A 21,850-nucleotide genomic window follows, 5' to 3' on the forward strand; every position below is an offset into this window, starting at 1 on the left:
GGTCGCGTGGACACCGAAGACACCCCGGAGCTCCGCCTGCCCCGGTCGCGCGAAGCGAACGAGCGGCTGCACGCCCTGATTCCGGGAGGCGCGCACACCTACGCCAAGGGCGACGACCAGTACCCCGAACACCTGGCCCCGGTCATCAGCCACGGCCGCGGCGCCCACGTGTGGGACGTCGACGGCAACCGGTACGTCGAGTACGGCTCCGGCCTGCGCTCCGTCAGCCTCGGCCACGCCCACCCCCGCGTGATCGAGGCGGTGCGGCGCGAACTCGACCGCGGCAGCAACTTCGTCCGGCCGTCCCTCGTGGAGGTCGAGGCCGCGGAACGCTTCCTGGCCACGGTGCCGACCGCCGAGATGGTGAAGTTCGCCAAGAACGGCTCCGACGCGACCACCGCCGCCGTACGCCTCGCCCGCGCCGCCACCGGGCGTTCGCGGGTGGCCGTCTGCGCCGACCATCCGTTCTTCTCCGTCGACGACTGGTTCATCGGCACCACGCCGATGTCCGCCGGCGTTCCGGCGGTGACCGACGAGCTCACCGTGGCGTTCCCCTACGGGGACCTGGCCGCCACGGAGGAGCTGCTCGTCCGGTACCGGGACGAGATCGCCTGCCTCATCCTCGAACCCGCCTCCCACACCGACCCCTCCCCCGGCTCTCCGCCGTGTCCGAGCGGGCAGGACCCCACCGCCGGGTACCTCGCGGGCCTGCGCGAGCTGGCCGACCGGTACGGCTGCGTCCTGGTCTTCGACGAGATGATCACCGGGTTCCGCTGGTCCGAGGCGGGCGCCCAGGGCCTGTACGGCGTCGTCCCCGACCTCTCCACCTTCGGCAAGGCGCTGGGCAACGGATTCGCCGTCTCCGCGCTGGCCGGGCGCCGCGACCTGATGGAGCGGGGCGGGCTGCGTCACTCCGGCGACCGGGTGTTCCTGCTGTCCACCACGCACGGTGCCGAGACGCACTCCCTGGCTGCGGCGATGGCCGTGCTCGACACCTACACCGAAGAGGGCGTCACCGCGCGGCTGCACGCCCTCGGCGAGCGGCTGGCGGCCGGTGTCCGCGACGCCGCGGCCGCCATGGGCGTCGGCGACCACGTCGTCGTCCGCGGCCGGGCCAGCAACCTGGTCTTCGCCACCCTCGACGAGAACCGGCGGCCCTCGCAGCGGTACCGCACCCTGTTCCTGCGCCGGCTCCTCGCGGGCGGGGTGCTGGCCCCGTCGTTCGTGGTGAGCAGCGCGCTCGACGACGCCGACATCGATCACACCGTCGACGTGGTGGCCCAGGCGTGTGCGGTGTACCGGAAGGCGCTGGACGCCGCCGACCCGACCCCCTGGCTGGGCGGGCGACCGGTGAAGCCCGTGTTCCGCCGCCTGGCGTGACGAGGTGCGACCTGGTGCGGGCCGGCGTGGCGTCAGCGAGGCTCCCGCCGGCCGGTCTCGGCCGGACGGCCGGCCTGCAGCCGGTCGGCCGTCCGGTCGACCAGCCACGCGGTCGCCGGTGTCACCGCCAGCGCGGTGCACCAGCCGCCGAGGGTGTCGGTGGGGTAGTGCGCGCCCAGGACGACCTGCGTCCAGCCCATGAGGGCGCCGGCGGCCAGGGCCACGCCCAGCACGAGTGACGTGCCGGCCGTCCCGCCGAGGCCGAGCCCGCCGGCCGCGAGCAGCGCCCCCACGAGGGCGAGCGCGGTGAGGAAGGCGGTGTGTCCGCTCGGGTAGGACAGGCTCCCGTCGTGGATGGTGCGTCCCACCAGGTGCTTGAGGAGCGTCGTCGTCCCGACCGTCAGGCCGGTCCCGGCGACGACGAGCACCGCGGCGCGGGGCCGCCGCAGCAGCAGGCAGCCCGCCACGGCGGCCACGACCAGCGCCGCCGCGCCCACGGGCTCCCCCAGGGCGTCCGTGGCCGAGGCGACGTACCGCCAGGGCGGTTCCACGCCGTCCACCGCGGCCGCGATCCGCGCGTCCACCGTGCCGGGCTCGCCGTCACCGGCGTACAGGGCCCCGAGTACGGCCACGACCAGCGCTGCGAGGACCGCGACCGGTCCGAGCCACGCGCGCAGCGAAGGGGGCAGCACCGCGGGCGCCGGGCGGCCGGTCGCACTCCGGTCAGGTGTCCCGCGCCAAGGGCCGGCCGCCCCGTGGTCCGGGCCCGCGCCGCGCGCATCGTGCACCGACCAGCCCCCCCCCCCGTCGTGTCCGGCCCGGACCGCGCGCGAGCCGTCGTCCCGTGCGGCCCCGGGCTCCCCGGCCATGGGCGCCGGGATCGGTCCGCGCTCGCCACCCTGGTGCCGCGACAGGCGACGTTCGCCCCGCTCCTTGACGGGCAAACGCTACCTGCCGCGGCACTGGCCGACAACGCGGTCGCGCACACCGCCGTCGGGGAGACCCCTCACTTCCAGAGATCCTCGCTCAGGCACACCCGCGCCCCCATGTTCCGCTCCATCATGAGCAGGGCCGCCCGGGCGAGATCGGCGTGGATGTGCGCCACGGCGTCCTTGGGAATGACCACGTCGAAGTGCCGGATGTGAGCGTCGAGGGCCGAATAGAGCACGCACTGCTCGGTCACCTGGCCGCACAGGACGAGCTCCTGGACGCCCTGCTGCTTGAGCAGGTAGGTCAGCGGCGTCTCGTAGAAGATCGAATGGCGGGCCTTGAGCACGAAGAGGGAGTTCTCGTCGGGGCGCACCGGTGCGACGAGGTCGGCGTGGGGGCCCGCCAGGACCCGGTCCAGCAGTTCACCGTGGTGCGAGCGCCACTCGCCGAAGTTGTCGTTGACATAGACGACCGGGACCTCGTGGCGCCGGGCACGCTCCAGCAGCCCGGTCAGAACCGGCACGACCGCTTTCGCCGAGGGGAGCAGAAGCTCGGCGTCCTTGTGGTCGTAGGTGTTGATCATGTCGATGACGATCAGCGCGGTCTTGTTCATAGTGCCACCGTTCCACCTGCGGCAAGGCCCGCAACATCGCGGTTCCGGATTCCGCGCGGGCCGTGCGGCGGCAGCGGGACGGGACGGCCGGGTGAAACCTTCGGCCGGCCCCCGCTGCCGCGCGCCCGCGTCCGGGAGCACCGGCAGGCGGCCGGGGCCTGGGGTACGAAGCAGGAGTTCGCACCCCGGGCCCCACCTGGATCACTGGGTCAGTGATCGTCAGCCGATGCTGGAGCCGCAGGCCACCGAGGTGACCTTGCCGACCGGGTTGCCGATGCCGACGAGGACGTTCGCGGCGACACCCAGGTCCTGGACGTTGACGAGGCCCTGCTGGGAGTCGACCTGACCCGTGCAGGTCTGGCTCTGCTTGATGTCGAACGCCGCACCGCCGTCGCCGCCGTGGGCCTGGGCCGCACCGGCACCGACGAATCCGACACTGCCGAGCATGGCCACGACGACAGCGGCCTTCTGGAACTTGCGCATTACCTCTCCTTTTTCATGTCACTACAGTCCGCTGCGGACTGATCACTGACAGGCATCAGCGTAGATCACTTCTGTCGTGATTAGTGTGATGAGCGACCTTATGTCCACCCATTAGGGATCAAGAGACATGACCGGCAGGAGAGGGCCGGAAGGGCGGTCGCCCGTCAGGGGGCCGCCACGGCGGCGGATCCGTCGTCGGAGGTCGCCGAGCCGGCGGTGGGCCGACCGGACGAATCCGTGGACGGACTCGCCGCGGCGGAGTCACTGGGCGAGGCCGACGGGCTCGCCGAGCCGCTGGGGTCCGGGGTCGTCGGTGAATCGCCGGGATCCGGGCTCGCCGAGCCGCTGGGGTCCGCGGTCGGCGACTCGGTCGGGGACCGGGACGGTTCGGGGGCCGACGGCCCGCCGGACGGCTCGGGGACCGGGCCTCTGGTCGGCCGGCCGGTGGGAGCCGGGGAGCCCGGAGCGGAATGTCCGGGGTCGGGGCCGATGACGATCCCGCCGCCGTCCTCGGCGTCCGTGCCGCCCTGCGCGTCCGTGGGCTTCTTGGCCGGGGTGTCGCTGCCCGCGCCCGGGGAGGCCGGAACGACGCCCTTGCCGTCGGGCACGCCGTGCACACCCCGGCGGTAGAAGTCCAGCCAGTATCGGACCAGGTCGAGGTAGGGGCGCGAGTCGTTGTAGCCGAGAATCGCCGCGTCCAGGTCCGCCGCCCGGCCCAGGTCCCTGTCGCCCGCGCACAGGTAGTGCCCGGCCGCCAGGGCCGCGTCGAAGACGTTGTTCGGGTCGGCGCGGCCGTCGCCGTTGCCGTCGACGCCCCACCTGGCCCAGGTCGACGGCAGGAACTGCATGGGCCCCACCGCCCGGTCGTACACCGTGTCGCCGTCGTCGCGGCCGCCGTCGGTGTCCCGGACGAGCGCGAAGCCGTGCCCGTCGAGCGCGGGACCCGTGATGCGGCCCAGCGTCGTACCCCGCGCGTCGACCGCGCCGCCGCGCGCCTGGCCGGACTCCACCTTCCCGATCGCGGCGAGCAGTTGCCAGGGCAGCCGGCATCCCGGGTCCGTGCGGGCGACCGACCGCTCGGCCGCCCGGTAGGCGCGCAGCACGGTGACGGGGATGCCCGACTCGGCCCGCACCTGCACGACCTGACGGGGTGTCAAGGGGGCGCCCGCGGTGGTCAGCGGGGGAAGTTCGGTGTGGTACGTGCCGTCGCCGGGCGGGGCCGTCGTCACACGGGGAGCCTCCGCGGGCGGCGCGGGCCGCTCCCCGTCGGCCGGTGGGGATCCGGGAGCCCTCCCGGCCACCGCCGCGGGCACCCCGGGCCCCTGGGAGGCGGTGAGGGCCGCCACTGCCGCCACGGCGATGGCGGTGCCCCGCAGGCCTTGTCGTGTCCGGGCTCGCAGACGTCGCGCACGGCGTGCGGGCATGGCTGTCCCTTCCTGGTCCTGTCGGTGGGGCCGGGTGCGGCCGAGCGCGGTCACACCCGATGTCGGCCGGCCGTCGTCAGCGGCCGAAGGTGTCGATGCCGGAGACGAGCCAGCGCCCGTCACGGCGCAGTACGTCGACGGCGAACATCGCTCCGGCGTAGGTGCCTTCGTCCTGCGTCGTCTGCTTGCCCCCGGCGCCCGCCGAGGACTTGGTCCCGGCGGTGCCGACACTGCTCTGGTCGGCGTAGACGAGGACCCGGGCCCGGTCGCCGTCGACGCGCTCGACCGCGCTGTCGGTGACGGTGGTGGTGATGACCGCCTTCTGCTGGTCGGCACGGGCGCGGACGGCGTCGAGCAGGGCCTTGTGCTGCGCGACCGCCTTCCCGGTGAGGAGGGTCTTGGTGGCCTTCTCGTAGGCGCCGGGGTCGGCGTGGTCGTAGGAGAAGAGCGCGGCGACCGCCTTCTCCGTCTGGCCCTTGATCTCGCTCGTGCGCGCGGCGTCGGTCAGAGCGGTGTTGCGTACCGCCGGATCGGCGCGCAGGTCCTGGGCGCGCGCGTGCGCCCAGCCGGCGAACCCGCCGAGGGCGAGGGTCAGCAGGCACAGCACCACCAGGCCCGCGGAACGGGACGGCCGGCGCAGACGGACCCCCCTCGACCGCCGACCCGCCTCCGCCCGCGCCGCGTCCGCCTTCTCCGCCCCGTTCTCCGGGGACCCCGCCTTCTCCGGGGCCCTCGCCTTCCCGGCGAGTCCGGTCTCCTGCCGCTGCGCGGGGGTGGCCGCGGCCCGGCCGGGGGCGGGGGACACGGCGGTGGACGCGGTGGTGCGCGCGGGCAGTTCCGCCTGGGCGGTGGGACCGGCCTCGCGGGCCTGTCGGCGGCGCTGACGGTTGATGTGGTGACGGGTCGTGGACATCGGGTGTGGTCCTCTCGTGCTGCCGGCTGACGTGGCGTGCCGCGGGCTCAGCCGGCCGATGTGCCGCCGACGGGCGCCTGGCCCAGGGCGCTCAGCTTCCACCGGCCGCCGGTGCGGGTCAGTTCGCCGAGCATCCGGCTGTCCTTGTCGGTGCTCTTGCCGTCGGACGCCTTCACGGTCACCCGCAGCGCGACGAGTACGCGGGCCCGGCCCGCGCGGTCGTCGAGCTCGGTGACCGCGCCCGAGAGCACCCGGGCCGTCGTGTCCGTCTTCGCCGTCCTCACCTGCTCGGCGAACTCCTTGCGCCCCGAGGCGAGCTGGTCGTGCAGGTCCCCGGTCGTCGAGGACTCCCACAGATCGAGGCCGCGGTCGAGGTCGTCGTGGTCGAGGGTGTTCAGGTTCTGGACGGCCTGTTCGCCGGCGGCCAGCGCCCGGTCCCGCTGGACCGCGTACGCCGCGGAGTCGTCGTGGGCCGCCGCGTACCAGTCCCAGCCGGCCCAGGCCGCGAATCCGCCCGCGACCAGGACGAGGGCGAGGGCCAGGACCGGCAGGGCCCGGGGCCCGGCGAGCGGACGGGCCGTGCGTTCCATGGGTGTCTCCCGTCTCCCGCGCACGTTCAGCGGGTGGTGATGTCGACGATCCGCCACTGGCCGTTCTCCCGGTGCGCGGTGACCGTGAGCTGGGCCGCGGCGGAGCTGCCGGCGGCCTTGCCGCGCCGCGAGACCTGGTCGAGGAAGACCAGCAGCCGTGCGTCGTCCCCGTCGAGCCGGACGACTCCGGTGCGCACGGCCTGGGTGCTGAGGGTGACGCGCTGCTTGGCGACGTCCGCGCGGATCCGGGCGAGCAGTTGCGTGTACTGGCGTGCCGCCCGCCCGGTGAGGACGGAGCGCGCGGAACGCTCGGTGGCGTCGAGGCCTTCCGGCGTGTACGAGAAGATCCGGGCGAGGTCGTCGGCGACGTCGCCCGCGACACGGGTGGTGGCCTCCGTGTCGGTCAGCGCCCGGTTCCGGGCCGCCGGGGCCGATCTGAGCTCGTGGGCGCGGTAGAGGAAACCGCAGCCGGCGAGGACCAGCGCCACGGTGAGCACGACGAGGGCGATCCCTCGCAGCCGATCTCGCGTGAAGCGGCGGCGTCCGGTCGTCTCCTCCGCCTGCGTGCCCGCGTCGGCCTCCGGGCGAGCACGGTCCGCGCCGGTCTCCGGGCCGGATCCGTCCCCGTCCGGTTCCGGACCGGCGCCCCGTGCACCGGACTCCTCCTCATGCGACTCCGGACCGGCCTTCTCCGTGGCGGACTTCTGCCCACGGGACGGCGAACCGATCCCCTCCGCAGCGGACTTCCGTCCACGAGAGTCAGAACCGGTCGGCCCCGCAGCGGACTTCTCCCCACAGGACTGCGAACCGGTCGGCCTCGCAGCGGACTTCTCCCCGCAGGACTCCGAGTCGGTGCCCCCGGCGCCCGTCCTCGCGTCCTCCGCCGGTGTGCCGCTCGGGTCGGGCCCGGTGGCCTCGTCCGCCGGTGCGGCGGCCTCGCGCGTCCTGTCCCTGCGCAGCAGAGGTGTCATCGGTCCTCGTCCTCCTGTGCCGCCCCCGCGAGCGGTACGGCGTCCAGTGCCCTGACCTTCCACCGGCCCCCGCCCGTGCGCTCCAGGACCGCCTCCAGGCGTTTGCGGTCCGTGGTGGGCGTCTTCGTCCCGGCGGGGGTGACGTCCACGCGTACGGTCGCGATGAGCTTCGCCGTGCCGGAGCGTGTGTCGAGGGCGGTGACGGCGGCCTCGGTGACCGTGCCACGCGCCGACGTCCCCGCCTTCGGCGCGGTCTGGGCCAGTTCGTCGCGCAGCGGGCCGGTGGAGGCCGCGCCCCAGGACCGGATGCCCGCCTGGGCGCGCTGCCGGGAGGAGGCGTCGAGGGTGGTCAGCACGGCGATGGCGGCGCGCCCGTCGGCGAGCGCCTCGTCGCGCTCACGGCCGTAGGAGAGGGAGTCGTCCCCCCGGGCGCGGGCGTACGTCCACGCGCCGGTGCCGCAGAATCCCAGCGCCAGGACGAGCACCGCGCCGGTGACGGCGCGGGCCCGCCTCACCGGGCGCCCTCCGCGGCCGGGGAGAGCAGCCCGGCGAGGCCGGCCGGGCCGCCTTCGGCGGCGTTGGGCAGGCCGAGGGCGCCGGGCAGCGGTGTACCGGCGGCGGAGGTGGCCGCGGCCTGCGAGCCGCTGCCCGAGGGCAGGGATCCGGGCTTGGCCGGAGTGGGGACCGCGCCGCCGCCGGGGGCGTGCGCCGAGCCCCGTACGTTCACCCCGCTCGCGGCCGAGGCGGTGCAGGACGCGTCGGTGTTGAGGGCGGGCGCGGTGCCGAGGTCGAGTCCGTTGCGGTAGCGCGTGCCACCGTATCCGGCGGTGCAGGGAAGGGGCTTGAAGAAGGTGACGGCCATGCCGAGGTGCAATTTTCCTCCGTCGACGGCGGTGGCGCCGGCGGCGACGGCCGCCGGGTACTTCACGAGGAGTTCCTCGATGCCGTGCTGGCGGGTGACGGCGATCTCGGAGGTGGTCAGGAGGTTGGCGAGGACCACGCCCAGACTCGGGTCGAGGTCGCGCAGGAGGCCGCTGACCTGGGTGGCCGCGTCGGGGGTGACGGTGAGCAGCCGGCGCAGGTCGGAGTCGGAGTCCTTGAGGGTGCGGGTGAGTTCCCTGGCTCCGGTGGCGAAGTCGCGCACGGCCCGGCCCTCTTCGGCCTGGGTGCGCAGCACCGTCTCGCCGTCGTCGATCAGCCGGGTCGTGGACGGCAGTGCGCGGTCGGCGGCCTCCACGAAGGCGCTGCCGTTGTCGAGCAGTACCTGGAGGTCGTCGCCGTGGCCCTCGAAGGCCTTGCCCAGCTCGTCGACCACGGTGCGCAGGTCGTCCAGCGGAACCGACTTGGTGAGGTCGTTCACGCTGGTGAGGACGTCGGTGACGGGTGCGGGCACCTGGGTGTCGGCCTGTTCGATGCGTGCCCCGTCGGCGAGGTAGGGTCCGTCGTCGCTCTGGGGGCGCAGGTCGATGTACTGCTCGCCGACCGCCGACAGCCCCGCCACGACGGCCCGGGTGTCGGCGGGGATGTGCGGGGCGGACTTCTTGATGCGCAGTTCGGCCACCACTCCGTCGGCGGTGAGGTCGATGGGGCCGACCCTGCCGACCGACACTCCGCGGTAGGTCACGTCGGAGTGGGTGAACAGCCCCCCGGTGGAGGGCAGTCGGACGTCGACGGTGTAGTAGTCGGCGACCCCGACGAAGCGGCCGAGGTCGGCGTAGCGGATGCCGACGAAGCCGAGGACGAGGACGGCGATGACCAGGAAGGCGAGGTTCTTCAGGCGTACGGCGAGGGTGATCACCGGGCGTCGCCTCCGTCCTGGGCCGGGGTGGGGACGGACGGCAGCGGCAGCACGGCCGTCGGCGAGGTCGCGGCGGAGGGAGCCGTCGCCTTTCCCGTCGGCCGCGCCGGGCTCTTCTTCGCGGCGCCCTTCTTAGCCGGGCTCCCCTGGGCGGGGGCGCCCTGTCCGCCGGCCGCCGCGGCGGCGCCCGGCGCGGCCGTGGACGGGATCAGCGGCGGGATGACCTGCGTTCCGGGCGTGGCGGTCATGTTCAGGTACACGTTGAGGTAGTCGCCCTTCACTCCGCTGAGCACCTCGTCGGTGAAGGGGTAGGTGAGCAGTGCCTGGAGCGAGTCCGGCAGGTCGGCGCCCGCGTCGGCGAGGGCCCGCAGGGTGGGCGCGATGGCCTTGAGGTCGGCGACCATGTCCTGCTTGCTCGCGTTGACGGTGGAGACGGCCACGCCGGACAGCGTGTCGAGGGAGCGCAGCATGGTGAGCAGGGAGCCGCGTTGCTCGTCGAGGGTCTTCAGACCGGGCGAGAGTCCGGTGAGGACCGTCCGCACGTCGTCCTTGCGCCCGGCGAGGGTGGCGGAGAGCCGGTTGACGCCGTCGAGGGCGTCGGTGATGTCGCGGCGGTGGTCGTCGAGGTCGGTGACGAGGGTGTTGACCCGTTCGAGGGTGGAGCGGACCTCGCTCTCGCGTCCGCCGAGGGCGGCGTCCAGTTCCTGGGTGATGGTCTTGAGCTGGTTGACGCCGCCGCCGTTGAGCAGCAGGGACAGCGCGCCGAACACTTCCTCCACCTCGGTGTTGCGGCCGGTGCGGGCGACCGGGATGAGGTCGCCGTCGCCGAGCCGTGCGGTGGTGGTGTCCTTCGCGGGTGCGACGAGCTGGACGTATTTCTCGCCGAGCAGGCTGGACTGTTCCAGCCGGGCGCCGGCGTCGGCGGGCAGCCGCACGCTGCCGTTGATCCTCATGGTGACGCGGGCGTGCCAGCCGTCGAGGTGGATGGCGGTGACCCGTCCGACGGTGACGTCGTCGACCTTGACCGCGGCCTGCGGGACCAGGCTGAGCACGTCGTCGAGTTCGGCGGTGACGGTGTAGGGGTGGGGGCCCAGGTCGGCGCCGCCCGGCAGGGGCAGGTCCTCGATGCCGTGGAAGCGGGGCACCGTGAGGGTGAACGCGCCGATCGCCAGGACGAGTCCGACGGCGAGGGCGAGGAGGCCTCCCGAGGAGGTGCCGACGGCCGTGGCGCCGCTGCGCAGACCGCGCGTCACGGCTGTGGCCGCCTGCCGGGGGCGGGAGGCGCCGGGTCCGCCGGCCCCGGAGGGCTCCGGCGCCTCGGTCTCCCCCGCGGTCCGCTCCTCGGGCGCGGGGGCGTCCTCGGGCCGTCGTGTGCGGCGTCTCACCGCGCCCCCTTTCCGGAGGTCGCCGCGCCGCCGGTGGCCGGCAGCGGCAGCAGTGGTCCGCCCATGCTGATCTCGTTGAGGTCGGCGCGGCCGTCGAGGGTGCGGTTGTCGGTGTCGTAGGCGCCGACGACGTTGCTCGCGGCCAGGGGCGCCACGTCCAGTGCCTCGGCGAGCGAGGCCCGCTGCTGGACGAGGGTCTGGGTGATCGGCACGAGTTTGTCGACGTTCTTCTTCAGCTCGCCCCGGTTGTCCTTGATGAACTGCTTGACCTGCGCGAGTGCCGTGCCGAGTTGTTCGAGGGCGCCGGCCAGGTCGTCCTTGTTGTCGGCGAAGAAACCGACGACGGTGTCCAGGCGTTCCTGGGCGGTGCGTACGTCGGTGTCCTTGTTCTTCAGCATGGTGGTGAACGTCTGCAGTTGGGCGAGTGTGGTGAACAGGGAGTCGCTGGAGCCGTTGAGGGTCTTGGCGGCCTTGCCGAACTGCTCGACGGCATCGCCGATGGCCGCGCCGTTGCCGTCGAGGTTGGCCGCGCCGGTGCGCAGCAGGTCGGACAGGGCGCCGGCGGAGTTGGCGCCGTCGGGGCCCAGTGCCTTGCTGAGGTCGGTGACCGAGGAGTACAGCTGGTCGATCTCCACGGGTGTGCGGTTGCGGGAGGCGGGCAGGACGGCGTCCCGGGGGAGGGCCGGCCCGTCGCGGTAGGCGGGGGTGAGCTGCACGAACCGGTCGGCGACGACGCTCGGCGCCACGATCACGGCGTGTGCTCCCTGGGGGACCTTCACCCCTTCGTCCAGGGTGAGGTCGACCCGCACCTGGGTGCCCTGCGGGTGCACCGACGTCACCTCGCCGGCCCGCACGCCGAGGATGCGCAGGTCGGAGCCGGCGTAGATGCCGACGGCGCGGTCGAAGTAGGCGGTCAGGCGGGTGCCGCTGGAGTCGAAGGTCCCGGCGACGGCCAGCCCGGCGGCGACCACCACCAGGGCGAGGGCGCCGGCGAGCAGTCGTGCGCCCCGGGTCCTCGGGAGGAGTCTGCCGCGTCTGGTCATCGTTCACCGCTCCCCTGGGCCTGCGCCGACTGCTTCGGCGGCACGCATCCGGTCGTGGGCTGGGACTGGGCGGGCAGGTAGGTGCGGGGCACCACTCCGCAGAGGTAGCTGTCGAACCAGCGTCCGCTGCCGAGCGTGTTGCCCACGAGGCGGTAGTACGGGCCGACCAGGGCCAGTGTCCGGTCCAGCTGGGTGCGGTTCTTGTCCAGGACGTCGGTGACGCGGCCCAGTGCCTTGAGGGTGGGGTCCAGTTGCTTGTCGTTGTCCGCGATCAGGCCGCTGAGCTGGGTGGCCAGGGCCCTGCTGCCGGTGAGCAGGGCGCGGATCGCGTCGCGGCGGTCCTGGAGTTCGCCGAGCAGGGAGCCGCCGTCCTCGATGAGGGTCTCGAAGCTGGACTTCTTGTCCTGGAGCGTCTTGGTGAACCGCCGGCTGCCCTGGAGCAGTTTCGACAGTTGCTGGTCGCGTTCGGAGACGGTGCGCGACAGGGCGGACAGGCCGGTGGCGGCGTTGCGCACGTCGGGCGGCGAGTCCTTGAAGGTCTGCGAGATCGTCTCGAAGCTCTTGGCGAGCTGCTGGGTGTCGATGGCGTCGACGGTGGAGCCGAGGTCCTGGAAGGCCTGCGTCACGTCGTAGGGCGAGGTGGTGCGGGTCAGCGGGATGCGGCTGCCGGGGTCCTGGCGGGCGGTGCCGAGCGGGTCCAGGGCGAGGTACTTGTCGCCGAGCAGGGTCTTGATGGCGATGGCCGCGGTGGTGCGGTCGCCGATCCAGGCGCCCTTGGTCTCGAAGGTGACCTTGACCTTGTCACCGTCGAGGGACACGCCGGTGACCTTGCCGACCTTGACGCCGGCGACGCGCACCTCGTCGCCCTTGTCGAGACCGGCCGCTTCGCTGAAGTCGGCGCTGTAGGCGGTGCCGCCGCCGATCAGTGGCAGCCGGTCGGCGTTGTAGGCGAGGAGGGTGAGCAGGGCGAGCAGGAGCAGTCCGACGAGGGCGACGGCGATCGGGTCGCGTTCCTTGACGGGCTTCAGGCGCGGCCGACGGGTGCGCGGGGCGCGGTCGTCGGTGCGGCGCTCGGGCCGTTGCAGGAGGGTCATGCGCCGCACCTCGGTTCGGTGACCTGGATGCCGGTGGGCGCCTTGGAGCCGTCGCTGGTCGTCACTCCGCTCACACGTGCCTCGCAGAGATAGAGGTTGAACCATGATCCGTAGGAGGACAGGCGGGCCAGCGCGGTCATCTTGGCGGGGCTCTTCGCCAGGAAGTCCTCGATCCGCGGGGCGCCGTCGGCGAGGTTGCCGGAAAGCCTGCCCAGTTCGCGGATGTCCTGCTTGAGGGGTGCGCGTCCGTCCTGGAGGAGGCCGGCGGTCACCGTGGTCAGGTCGCCCATCGCGGCCACGGCCTGGCCCAGCGGCTTGCGGTCGTCGTTGAATCCGCTGACGAGCCGGCGCAGGGTCTCGACCAGGTCGTCGAATCCGGCCTCGCGGTCGTTGAGGGTGGTCAGGACGGTGTCGAGGTTCGACACCACCTCGCCGATCACCTGGTCCTTGGCGGCGACCGTCGTGCTGAGCGAGCCGATGTGCTGGATCAGGCTGTCGACGGTGCCGCCCTCGCCCTGGAGCACCTGGACGATGGAGCCGGCCAGTTCGTTGACGTCCTTCGGGGAGAGCCCCTCGAACAGCGGCTTGAACCCGTTGAAGAGCAGGGTCAGGTCGAGTGCGGGCTCGGTGCGGTCGAGCGGGATGGTGTCGCCGGAGGCGAGGGTGCCGCCGAGCGTGCCGCTGCCCCGGTCCAGGGCGAGGTAGCGCTGACCGACCATGTTGAGGTATTTCACGGCGGCGGTCGTCGAGCGGGGCAGGGACTGCCCCTCGCGCACGGTGAAGGTGACCTGGGCGGTGCGCCGGTCCACGACGCGTACGTCCGTGACCTCGCCGACCTTCACCCCCGACACCCGTACGCTGTCGCCGTCGACGAGGCCGGTGACGTCGGTGAACAGCGCCTTGTAGGAGTGACTTGCCTCGCTCACGCCGGTGTTGGCGACGCTCAGGCCGAGCACGGTGGTGGCCAGCGCGGTCACCACCACGAAGACCAGCGACTTGAGCAGGGGCCCGGTCAGCGGGCGGCGGCCCGGGTGCGCCTCGTCCCGCTGCCCGCTCGCGCGGTGGCGGATCCTCATCGCAGTGTCACCTCCGCGCCGCGCAGTGTGGGACCGGCGAGCAGGCTGCTCCAGTCCGGCAGGTCGTCGGGCTGCCGGCCGGTGGCCGGTGCGAGCAGTTCGTTGACGAGCTGGTTCTCCTGCGGCGAGTTGGCCGGCCCGAGGCTCTGGGCGGCGGTCGCCGGCACCTGTGCGGCCGGTGCGGCGGGGACGCCGAGGTAAGGCACGGGGTAGCAGTGCGGGCCGCCCGAGGCGTCGTAGGACGGCGTGTCCCGGCCGGGGACGTAGGCGCCGCGCGAGGCCACCGTGGTGACGTCGACGTGCAGTCCGGGCTGGTCCGTTCCCTTGCCGAGTGCCTGGTCCATCCGGGGCACGAAGTCGGCGAGGGTGCGCAGGGTGCAGGGGAAGGACGAGGAGTACTCGGCGAGCAGCTGGAGGGTGGGCCTGGAGGCGGCGCTGAGGCGGATGATGTTGGACTTGTTCTGCCGCAGGAAGGCCGTGACGTCCTGAGCCGTCGTCGTGGTGGCGCCCAGGGTGGCGGCCAGGTCGCCGTCCTTCTCGGCCAGGGTCCGGCTGGTGGTGGTGAAGTCGGTGAGCGCGGTGACGATGTCGGGGGCGGCGTCGGCGTAGACGTTGCTGACCTTCACGAGTTCTTTCAGGTCGCGGTTGAGGGTGGGCAGCTCGGGGTTGAACTCGCGCAAGTGGGCGTCGAGTCGGCTGAGGGTCTCGCCGAGCCGGGCGCCCCGTCCGGAGAGCGCCTGGGAGACGGCCGACAAGGTGGCGGAGAGCTTCTGCGGCTGGACGGCGGTGAGCATCGGCAGCACGTTGTCCAGCACCTGCTGGAGTTCGACGGCGTTCGCGGAGCGGTCCTGCGGGATGAGGGCCCCCGCGGCCAGCGACCGGCCCGAGGGGTGCGCCGGCGGGACGAGGGCCACGAAGCGTTCCCCGAACAGGGTGGTCGGCAGCATCTGGGCGCTGACGCCGGCCGGGATCCGGGCCAGGGCGCCGGGACGCAGGGCCAGGGTGAGCCGGGCGCCGTCGGCGATGGGGTCGATGGCGCGTACCTCGCCGACGACGACGCCGCGCATCTTCACCTCGGCGCCCAGGTGCATCTCGTTGCCGACGGCGCCGGTCTCCACGGTCACCGGGGTGGTGTCGGTGAAGGTCTTGTCGTACACGGCGACCGCCAGCCAGATCAGCAGGACGGGCACGATCAGGAACACCACTCCGGCCAGTCGGCGCCGCAGTTTCTCGCCTCTCGGACTGCTCATCTCACCCCGCCACCTTCACGGTCGTGGTGGCGCCCCACAGGGCCAGCGACAGGAAGAAGTCGGTCACGGCGATCAGCACGATGGCGTTGCGCACCGAGCGGCCCACGGCGACGCCGACGCCGGCCGGACCGCCGTGCGCGTGGTAGCCGTGGTAGCAGTGGGCGATGATCACGATCACGCTGAAGATCAGTACCTTCAGTACCGACAGCAGCACGTCCGTGGGTGACAGGAACAGGTTGAAGTAGTGGTCGTAGGTGCCGCTGGACTGGCCCTTGAACATGACGGTCACGGCGCGGGAGGCCAGGTAGGAGGAGAGCAGCCCGATCGCGTAGAGCGGGACGATCGCGACGACGCCGGCGATGATGCGGGTGGTGACCAGGTAGGGCAGGGAGCGGATGCCCATGGCCTCCAGGGCGTCGACCTCCTCGTTGATGCGCATGGCGCCCAGCTGGGCGGTGAAGCCGGCTCCGACGGTGGCGGAGAGGGCGAGGCCGGAGACGAGGGGCGCTATCTCGCGTGTGTTGAAGTAGGCGGAGACGAAGCCGGTGAACGCCGCGGTGCCGATCTGGTCCAGGGCCGCGTAGCCCTGGAGTCCGACGACGGTCCCGGTGAAAAGCGTCATCCCGATCATCACACCGATGGTGCCGCCGATGACGCCGAGGCCGCCGGTGCCGAAGGCGACCTCGGCCAGCAGCCGCCGCACCTCCTTGAGGTAGCGGCGCAGGGTGCGCGGCACCCAGAGCACGGAGCGGATGTAGAAGAGCATGCGCTCGCCGGAGCGGTCGAGCCATATCAGCGGGGAGGCCACGGTTCCTCAGCCCCCCTTCGGCGGGACGATCTGGAGATAGACGCCCGTGATCACCATGTTGACGAAGAAGAGCAGGAGGAAGGTGATGACGACGGACTGGTTGACGGCGTCGCCGACTCCCTTGGGGCCGCCGCGCGGGTTGAGGCCGCGGTAGGCGGCGACGATGCCGGCGATGAACCCGAAGATCACGGCCTTGATCTCGCTGACGTAGAGGTCGGGCAGCTGGGCGAGCGAGGAGAAGCTGGACAGATAGGCGCCGGGGGTGCCGTCCTGGAGGTAGACGTTGAAGAAGTAGCCGCCGAGGATGCCGACCACGGAGACCAGTCCGTTGAGCAGGACGGCCACGCCCATGGCGGCAAGGACCCGCGGTACGACCAGGCGCTGCACGGGCGAGACGCCCATGACCTCCATGGCGTCCAGTTCCTCGCGGATGGTGCGGGAACCCAGGTCGGCGCAGATGGCGGAACCGCCGGCGCCGGAGATCAGCAGGGCCACGATGAGCGGGCTCGCCTGTTGGACGACGGCGAGCACGCTGGCCCCGCCGGTGAACGACTGGGCGCCCAGTTGCTGGGTGAGCGAGCCGACCTGAAGGGCGATCACGGCGCCGAAGGGGATCGAGACGAGCGCGGCGGGCAGGATCGTCACGCTGGCGAGGAACCAGAACTGCTCGACGAACTCCCGGTACTGGAAAGGGCGTCTGAAGATGGCCCGGCCGACCTCGGCGGCCAGCGCGAAGAGCCGTCCGGTCTGCCGCAGCGCGCCGGTGATCATGAGCCGCTCCCGGTCGCGGGCAGCGGCAGGACGGGTGTGGTGGGGGCCGCGGCGTAGGTGCGCTCGATGGCCGCGCGGGCGGCGGGCGGCAGCCGGTCGAGCATGCCGAGGACGCGTTCGCGGCGACGGGCGACGGCACGGCGCGTGGGGAGGCCCGGGGAGGGTTCCAGCTGCGGGACGATCTCGCGGGGCGCGCTCGCCCGGGTGCGCGGGTCGGCGGCCTCGGCGGCGAGGGCCGCGGCGTCCTTCTCCTCCGACATCCCGATGGGCCCCTCACGACGGCCGGCGAGGAACTGGGCGACGACCGGTTCCTCACTGGTGAGCAGCACCTCGCGCGGGCCGAAGGTGACCAGTTCGCGGCGGAAGAGCATGCCCATGTTGTCGGGGACCGTGGCGGCGATGTCGAGGTTGTGGGTGACGATCAGCATCGTCGCGTCGATCTGGGCGTTCAGGTCGATCAGCAGCTGGGAGAGGTAGGCGGTGCGCACCGGGTCGAGCCCGGAGTCCGGCTCGTCGCACAGGATGATCTGCGGGTCGAGCACGAGGGCGCGGGCCAGGCCGGCCCGTTTGCGCATGCCGCCGCTGATCTCCCCCGGCAGCTTGCGCTCGGCGCCCAGGAGTCCGACGACCTCGATCCGCTCCATGACGATGCGGCGGATCTCGGCCTCCTTCTTGCGCGTGTGCTCGCGCAGGGGGAAGGCGATGTTGTCGAAGAGGGACATGGAGCCGAAGAGGGCGCCGTCCTGGAACATGAGCCCGAAGAGTTTCCGGGTCTCGAAAATCTCGCGCTCCGGACTGTTCACCATGTCGACCCCATTGATGAGGACACGGCCGCGGTCCGGTTTGAGGAGACCGATGAGCGATTTCAGGAACACCGTCTTCCCGGTCCCGGACGGGCCGAGCATGACACTGACTTCACCGGCCGGAAGCGTGAGAGTCACGTCCTGCCAGATGTTCTGGCTGCCGAACGACTTGGTCAGACCCTCGACCACCACTTCGATTCCCATATCACCTCCGACAAGGGTGGGCCAGCGCGCACCGGGTGCGCACGTTAAGCCGGTACAAGGTCATGTGGCAACAGGACCGGCACCGGTTTTCCATTGCCCTCCCGGACTTTGTCACCGCGCAGACAAGGTGCGGTGCGCGACCTTGTCTCCGGACGACAGAGCAGGGCCGCGCGCCTCCGGGGGGTGGGATGCGCGAGGCCCTGCCGGCGGGGGCACGGCCCCGAAGGAGGGCAGGGGCCGGACGTCCGCCACACCTCCGGCCGGCGGGGGGCCGCCGATGCGGAGGTCAGTGCCGCGTCCGGCACGTTACGGCCGAGTAACCTGGACGGGCAAGAGCGGATCGCGGTTTTTCCGCAATATGTGATCCGGTCATGAGCGACCTGTCAGCAGCGTGACAAATACCCGTTCCTGAATTGTCATCGGGTGCGCAGGAGCCGCCTTCGAGCAGCCGGCGACGGAAACTCCACCGGCGCTCCGGCATGATCGGCCGAGCGAGACGGGCGGCGCCTTTCTTGGCATTGGATGACTAAGCGGCGCCATGGGGTGCTCACCTGGCGAACAGATGGTTGCCCTTTTCAAAGAATCATGGTCGGCGGCATTGTTCCGTCAAGTTTCCCGCAAGTAACGTCGGTGCTCGCGGTCGACACATTCGGGCCGCGGGCCGCTGCTCCCACCCTCCATCGGTTCCGTCGCGGCCCCTTCTGCCGGTCAATCCACAAGGAGAGTCCCAGAGCCATGAAGAAGACCCTCAGAACGATCGCGGTCGTGGCGGGCGCGGGTGCGGCCGCGTTCGGCATCGCCGTCGCCCCCGCCTCCGCCAACGCCTCCACGGTGTGGACCGTGAGCCCGTCGCCGTCCAGCTTCACGGCGACCAACAGCGGCAACATCGTGCTGACCGCCAACATCCCGATGACGTGTACGACGTCGAGCGCCTCGGGCACCATGGCGAGCGCCACCGGCAACCCGGCGTCGGTCGCCGACATCACCGCCATCAACTTCGGCACCACCAGCTCGCCGTGCACCAGCATCCTCGGCGCCGTCACGGCCACGCCGGTCGGCACCTGGCACGTCGTCGCGCAGGACTACACCGCCGCGACGGGTGTCACCAAGGGCTACATCGGCAGCGTCAAGGCCAACGTGGTCGCCGGCGCCTGCCACTTCACCGTGGAGGGCAAGGCGTCCGGTACGTACACCAACTCCACCGGCATCCTCGCGGTCAACAGCGTCTCCGGCGACCTGGCCGTCACCGCGGCCAGCGGCTGCGGCACGGTCGTCACGACCTCCACCAAGCCCACCTTCAAGGGCAACTACGCCGTCAAGGTGAAGGGCACCAGCACCATCCCGACGATCGTCGGCTCCAACCCGTAAGGGCCCGCGCCCGTCCGCGACCGCCCGGCCGGCGACCCCGGCCGGGCGGTCGCCGCCGGTGCGAGCCCGCGTCCCGAGACACGATCGAGCGGAGCAGCAGATGAAAGGCCCTCGTGCCACCGTCCGGCAAAGCCCCCGCATCCGCGTCAGGACCGCGACGACCGCAGCGTTCGTCGTACTCGCCGCCATGGTTCCGGCCGCGATCGCCACCGCTGACGCCCAGCAGGTGGAGGCCTCCCTCCCCTACGTCTGCGCGTTCCCCTCCGGGCAGCGGGAGGCGACGGTACGGGTCTCGGCGGCCGTGCCCGACCGGGTGGCGCCGCACCAGGCGATCCGGCCCTCGGGCGTCACCACCGCGGTGGAACTGCCCGCCGAGGCGGTGGCGGACCTGAAGGCGCCGCAGAACGCGGAGGTGCGCGCGGCGACCAGCCTCGCCGTCGGCGTGGCCCAGAACGGCGCCTCGGCCGAGGCGACCTGGCGCGGCACCGCGCAGCCGGTCGCCGTCCCCGATTCCGGACCGCTCACGCTGACCGCGACGGGCGACGTCCCGACGGTGACCGCCCGCAGCGCCGGCGACCTGACCCTCTCCGCCGGGAACCTGGCACTCGACCTGGCGGTGACCACGCCGGACGGCGTCGACGCCGCCGCGGCCCCGCTCACCGTCACCTGCTCCCTGGACGACAAGGCCGCTCCCGGCCACGGCCTGCTGGCCACCGTCCCGGTCGGCGGGGGCGCCTCCGGCCCGAGCCGTTCGCCCTCCGGCTCCGGCACACCGTCACCGTCGTCCTCGCACAGCCCCTCCGCCCAGAGCCCGTCCGCCCAGGACCCCTCGGGAAGCGGCGGGGGCCCGCGGTCCGGGCGGGCCCCGAAGGCCGCCGCCGGCGCCTCCGCAGCCGGCGCCAGCGCCCCGACGTGCCGCTACGACGCCGCGCAGCCGGCCGACGCCATGTCGCTGAACGCGTACATCACCGGCTACGCCAACGTGCGCAAGCAGAAGGGCGCGGCGCTGCTGCCGCCCTCGTGCACGCTGATCGAGCAGGGCCAGCCGGACTTCCAGTTCCCGGAGGGCGACGGTCCGGCCATCATCTCCCAGCACTCCGAGGGCCGGCTCTCCTACCAGGGACGCAAGCAGACCGCGCCGTTCAAGGCCACCTTCCTCACCTTCGACTTCGTGCCGGTGACGGCCACCATGGTGCTGGAGCAGACGGGCCCGCTGACCATCGACTCCCTCGGCCAGATGGACATGACGACCTTCTACACCACGATGGACACCTACGTCCGCGTCCCGCTGGTCCTGAAGGTCACCTCCCTGACGGTCAACGGCACCCCGCTGGCCGTGGGTTCCTCCTGCCGGACCCGTACGCCGCTCAGCTCCGCGGACCCCGAGGCCGCGAGCCACCCCGGCGACCACCTGGTGCTGCACGGCAGGGGCGAGTACGCCCTCGGCGAGCCGGCCACCGGCTACATCCTGCTCTCGGGCGGCCCGCTGACCGGCGAGGCGGCGATCCCGGCCTTCACCGGCTGCACCGCGGGCGGCGAGAACCTCGACGCGCTGCTGACGGCCTCGGTCTCCGGACCGGGCAACTACATCAAGCAGATCCAGGGCCAGACCTGCGGCGTGGCCTCCCCGGTCGAGGGCCAGTGCACCGACGACCTGCAACCGGCGCAGATCCCCGTTCCCGAACGCTGAGCCACCTCCATCCCCTTCGGACTCTCATGGAAGGCCCCGACATGAACCGGTTCCCCCGCCGCACCAGACTGCTGGCCACCACCGTCACCGCCCTGGGCACCGCGCTCGGCTCCTTCGCCGCCATGGGAACGGCCACCGCCGCGACCACCCAGCTGGGCGGCGAATGGGCGCCCTTCACCCGCTGTCCGGTGGACGCCCCGGCGATGCTGGCGGCGGACGGCCTGGTCCGGACCCCGCAGTGCGTGGTGTCCACCTCGGCGAGCGGCTCCATCAAACTGGGCAACACCACGGTGACCACGGGCCGTACCGACCTCCAGATAGGGGTCGTGGAGAACTCGGACGGCACCAGCAGCGTCGTGGCTCCCGCCTCCGGGGCGCTGATCGCCGACTCGGCGACCGTGCCCGGGGGGCTGCTCGGCCTGATGTGCCCGAGCAACATCCCGGCCGTCACGGCCATCTGCCAGCAGATCACCGACAGCAGCCTCAACAAGATCACGGCCACCGTGGAGTCCGTGGGTTCGCCCAGCGACTTCGACCAGACCGCGGGCATCGTCACGGACCAGACGATCGTCGCCATCCCGGTCCGCATCCACCTGCAGAACCCGTTCCTGGGCTCCAACTGCTACATCGGCACCAAGTCGAACCCGATCGTGCTGCGCCCGAAGAACCTCGACCTGCCCGACTTCGGGATGACGTTCTTCAAGGGCGACGGCACCGTCGCCGACGACGGCGAGATGAGCCGGATCAACCTCACCGGGGCGGCCCAGAACGACAGCACCTTCGCCGTGCCCGGCGCCAGCGGCTGCGGCCTGGGGCTGCTCGGCCTGATCGACGCGGCGGTCAACCTCAAGACCGGGCTGCCGTCGGCCGCCGGGAAGAACAGCGTCACGCTCAACGACACGCAGACCGCCCTGGCGGGCCTGCTGGCCCCCGGCACGGTCGCACCCGACGCCGGCAAGACCCTCTCCAAGGACTGGCACTCCGCCGTCAAGTAATGGCCGACCACCGGCGAGTATCAGCCGACCCGGCCGACCGCGGCCCTCTCAGGACACCAATGTGTGCACGACTGGTGCACATCGCGGAGGAGTTGATTTAACTTCACCTTTCACACGGACATGCACCTGACGGCCGGGCGGGGGGGGCCCCCCCCCGGGGGGGGGGGGCCCCCCCCCCCCGCCCCCCCCCCCCCCGGGGGGGCCCGCCCCCCCCCCCCCCCACCCGGCCCCCCCCCCCCCCCCCGCCCCCGCGCCCCCCCC

Annotated in this window: 21 protein-coding genes; 4 read left to right on the plus strand and 17 right to left on the minus strand. The window is 72.5% G+C overall.

Going from position 1 to position 21,850, the window contains the following annotated elements:
- The first annotated feature begins 6 nt into the window (after nucleotides 1-6).
- A complete protein-coding gene (locus tag ACH5A8_RS31685) occupies nucleotides 7-1,380 on the plus strand; it encodes a glutamate-1-semialdehyde 2,1-aminomutase (RefSeq protein WP_399007440.1) in 1,374 nt (457 codons plus the stop codon).
- A gap of 32 nt (nucleotides 1,381-1,412) precedes the next feature.
- Here ACH5A8_RS31685 and ACH5A8_RS31690 read toward each other — a convergent pair whose 3' ends face one another.
- The 17 genes from ACH5A8_RS31690 to ACH5A8_RS31770 form a co-directional block, all read right to left on the minus strand.
- Entirely contained in the window at nucleotides 1,413-2,072 is a 660-nt protein-coding gene (locus tag ACH5A8_RS31690) for a phosphatase PAP2 family protein (protein ID WP_399007441.1), read from the minus strand.
- A 314-nt stretch (nucleotides 2,073-2,386) separates the two neighbouring features.
- Nucleotides 2,387-2,923, minus strand: a complete 537-nt coding sequence (locus ACH5A8_RS31695; protein ID WP_399007442.1) for a cysteine hydrolase family protein — start codon at nucleotides 2,921-2,923, stop codon at nucleotides 2,387-2,389.
- A 219-nt stretch (nucleotides 2,924-3,142) separates the two neighbouring features.
- Nucleotides 3,143-3,406 (minus strand): hypothetical protein, encoded by a 264-nt coding sequence (locus ACH5A8_RS31700; protein ID WP_399007443.1) that lies wholly within the window; start codon nucleotides 3,404-3,406, stop codon nucleotides 3,143-3,145.
- Between the two features lie 164 nt (nucleotides 3,407-3,570).
- Nucleotides 3,571-4,830, minus strand: a complete 1,260-nt coding sequence (locus ACH5A8_RS31705) for a lytic murein transglycosylase (protein ID WP_399007444.1) — start codon at nucleotides 4,828-4,830, stop codon at nucleotides 3,571-3,573.
- 76 nt (nucleotides 4,831-4,906) lie between these two features.
- Nucleotides 4,907-5,743: a hypothetical protein gene (locus ACH5A8_RS31710; RefSeq protein ID WP_399007445.1), complete on the minus strand. Its 837-nt coding sequence runs from the start codon at nucleotides 5,741-5,743 to the stop codon at nucleotides 4,907-4,909.
- Nucleotides 5,744-5,790: 47 nt separating this feature from the next.
- The gene (locus ACH5A8_RS31715) at nucleotides 5,791-6,333 is read right to left on the minus strand and encodes a nuclear transport factor 2 family protein (protein WP_399007446.1); all 543 of its coding nucleotides are present in this window, start codon (nucleotides 6,331-6,333) and stop codon (nucleotides 5,791-5,793) included.
- 26 nt (nucleotides 6,334-6,359) lie between these two features.
- The gene (locus ACH5A8_RS31720; RefSeq protein WP_399007543.1) at nucleotides 6,360-7,061 is read right to left on the minus strand and encodes a hypothetical protein; all 702 of its coding nucleotides are present in this window, start codon (nucleotides 7,059-7,061) and stop codon (nucleotides 6,360-6,362) included.
- 239 nt (nucleotides 7,062-7,300) lie between these two features.
- Entirely contained in the window at nucleotides 7,301-7,819 is a 519-nt protein-coding gene (locus ACH5A8_RS31725) for a hypothetical protein (RefSeq protein WP_399007447.1), read from the minus strand.
- Nucleotides 7,816-9,102, minus strand: coding sequence for an MCE family protein (locus ACH5A8_RS31730; protein ID WP_399007448.1), 1,287 nt, complete (start codon nucleotides 9,100-9,102; stop codon nucleotides 7,816-7,818). Before ACH5A8_RS31730 ends, ACH5A8_RS31725 begins: the two co-directional genes overlap by 4 nt.
- Nucleotides 9,099-10,343: an MCE family protein gene (locus tag ACH5A8_RS31735; RefSeq protein ID WP_399007544.1), complete on the minus strand. Its 1,245-nt coding sequence runs from the start codon at nucleotides 10,341-10,343 to the stop codon at nucleotides 9,099-9,101. The genes ACH5A8_RS31730 and ACH5A8_RS31735 overlap by 4 nt, the downstream gene beginning before the upstream one ends.
- Nucleotides 10,344-10,483: 140 nt before the next feature.
- Nucleotides 10,484-11,530 carry an MCE family protein gene (locus ACH5A8_RS31740; protein ID WP_399007449.1) on the minus strand — a complete coding sequence of 349 codons (1,047 nt, stop codon included), beginning with the start codon at nucleotides 11,528-11,530 and terminating at the stop codon, nucleotides 10,484-10,486.
- Nucleotides 11,527-12,624: an MCE family protein gene (locus tag ACH5A8_RS31745; protein WP_399007450.1), complete on the minus strand. Its 1,098-nt coding sequence runs from the start codon at nucleotides 12,622-12,624 to the stop codon at nucleotides 11,527-11,529. Before ACH5A8_RS31745 ends, ACH5A8_RS31740 begins: the two co-directional genes overlap by 4 nt.
- Entirely contained in the window at nucleotides 12,621-13,700 is a 1,080-nt protein-coding gene (locus ACH5A8_RS31750; protein ID WP_399007451.1) for an MCE family protein, read from the minus strand. Before ACH5A8_RS31750 ends, ACH5A8_RS31745 begins: the two co-directional genes overlap by 4 nt.
- On the minus strand, nucleotides 13,697-14,950 hold the full coding sequence (locus ACH5A8_RS31755) for an MCE family protein (protein ID WP_399007452.1): 1,254 nt from the start codon (nucleotides 14,948-14,950) through the stop codon (nucleotides 13,697-13,699). The genes ACH5A8_RS31750 and ACH5A8_RS31755 overlap by 4 nt, the downstream gene beginning before the upstream one ends.
- Nucleotide 14,951: 1 nt before the next feature.
- Complete coding sequence (locus tag ACH5A8_RS31760) at nucleotides 14,952-15,758, minus strand: MlaE family ABC transporter permease (RefSeq protein WP_399007453.1); 807 nt, start codon at nucleotides 15,756-15,758, stop codon at nucleotides 14,952-14,954.
- 6 nt (nucleotides 15,759-15,764) lie between these two features.
- A complete protein-coding gene (locus tag ACH5A8_RS31765; RefSeq protein WP_399007454.1) occupies nucleotides 15,765-16,529 on the minus strand; it encodes an MlaE family ABC transporter permease in 765 nt (254 codons plus the stop codon).
- Complete coding sequence (locus tag ACH5A8_RS31770; protein ID WP_399007455.1) at nucleotides 16,526-17,536, minus strand: ABC transporter ATP-binding protein; 1,011 nt, start codon at nucleotides 17,534-17,536, stop codon at nucleotides 16,526-16,528. Before ACH5A8_RS31770 ends, ACH5A8_RS31765 begins: the two co-directional genes overlap by 4 nt.
- Before the next feature lie 735 nt (nucleotides 17,537-18,271).
- On the opposite strand from ACH5A8_RS31770, the gene ACH5A8_RS31775 reads away from it, so the two are divergent.
- The 3 genes from ACH5A8_RS31775 to ACH5A8_RS31785 all read left to right on the plus strand — a co-directional run bounded on the left by ACH5A8_RS31775 (nucleotide 18,272) and on the right by ACH5A8_RS31785 (nucleotide 21,589).
- On the plus strand, nucleotides 18,272-18,904 hold the full coding sequence (locus ACH5A8_RS31775; protein WP_399007456.1) for a hypothetical protein: 633 nt from the start codon (nucleotides 18,272-18,274) through the stop codon (nucleotides 18,902-18,904).
- A gap of 100 nt (nucleotides 18,905-19,004) precedes the next feature.
- A complete protein-coding gene (locus ACH5A8_RS31780) occupies nucleotides 19,005-20,594 on the plus strand; it encodes a DUF6801 domain-containing protein (protein ID WP_399007457.1) in 1,590 nt (529 codons plus the stop codon).
- 41 nt (nucleotides 20,595-20,635) lie between these two features.
- Entirely contained in the window at nucleotides 20,636-21,589 is a 954-nt protein-coding gene (locus tag ACH5A8_RS31785) for a hypothetical protein (protein ID WP_399007458.1), read from the plus strand.
- Nucleotides 21,590-21,850: the final 261 nt, after the last annotated feature.

Origin of the sequence: Streptomyces sp. NPDC018610, assembly GCF_044391765.1 — a bacterium.
Taxonomy (GTDB): Bacteria; Actinomycetota; Actinomycetes; order Streptomycetales; family Streptomycetaceae; genus Streptomyces.

Excerpts from the sequence above, each read along its gene's own strand:
- ACH5A8_RS31695 (WP_399007442.1), bottom strand. The coding sequence starts at position 2,923 with ATGAACAAGACCGCGCTGATCGTCATCGACATGATCAACACCTACGAC.
- ACH5A8_RS31700 (WP_399007443.1), bottom strand. The coding sequence starts at position 3,406 with ATGCGCAAGTTCCAGAAGGCCGCTGTCGTCGTGGCCATGCTCGGCAGT.
- ACH5A8_RS31705 (WP_399007444.1), bottom strand. The coding sequence starts at position 4,830 with ATGCCCGCACGCCGTGCGCGACGTCTGCGAGCCCGGACACGACAAGGC.
- ACH5A8_RS31710 (WP_399007445.1), bottom strand. The coding sequence starts at position 5,743 with ATGTCCACGACCCGTCACCACATCAACCGTCAGCGCCGCCGACAGGCC.
- ACH5A8_RS31715 (WP_399007446.1), bottom strand. The coding sequence starts at position 6,333 with ATGGAACGCACGGCCCGTCCGCTCGCCGGGCCCCGGGCCCTGCCGGTC.
- ACH5A8_RS31740 (WP_399007449.1), bottom strand. The coding sequence starts at position 11,530 with ATGACCAGACGCGGCAGACTCCTCCCGAGGACCCGGGGCGCACGACTG.
- ACH5A8_RS31745 (WP_399007450.1), bottom strand. The coding sequence starts at position 12,624 with ATGACCCTCCTGCAACGGCCCGAGCGCCGCACCGACGACCGCGCCCCG.
- ACH5A8_RS31750 (WP_399007451.1), bottom strand. The coding sequence starts at position 13,700 with ATGAGGATCCGCCACCGCGCGAGCGGGCAGCGGGACGAGGCGCACCCG.
- ACH5A8_RS31755 (WP_399007452.1), bottom strand. The coding sequence starts at position 14,950 with ATGAGCAGTCCGAGAGGCGAGAAACTGCGGCGCCGACTGGCCGGAGTG.
- ACH5A8_RS31765 (WP_399007454.1), bottom strand. The coding sequence starts at position 16,529 with ATGATCACCGGCGCGCTGCGGCAGACCGGACGGCTCTTCGCGCTGGCC.
- ACH5A8_RS31770 (WP_399007455.1), bottom strand. The coding sequence starts at position 17,536 with ATGGGAATCGAAGTGGTGGTCGAGGGTCTGACCAAGTCGTTCGGCAGC.
- ACH5A8_RS31775 (WP_399007456.1), top strand. The coding sequence starts at position 18,272 with ATGAAGAAGACCCTCAGAACGATCGCGGTCGTGGCGGGCGCGGGTGCG.
- ACH5A8_RS31780 (WP_399007457.1), top strand. The coding sequence starts at position 19,005 with ATGAAAGGCCCTCGTGCCACCGTCCGGCAAAGCCCCCGCATCCGCGTC.
- ACH5A8_RS31785 (WP_399007458.1), top strand. The coding sequence starts at position 20,636 with ATGAACCGGTTCCCCCGCCGCACCAGACTGCTGGCCACCACCGTCACC.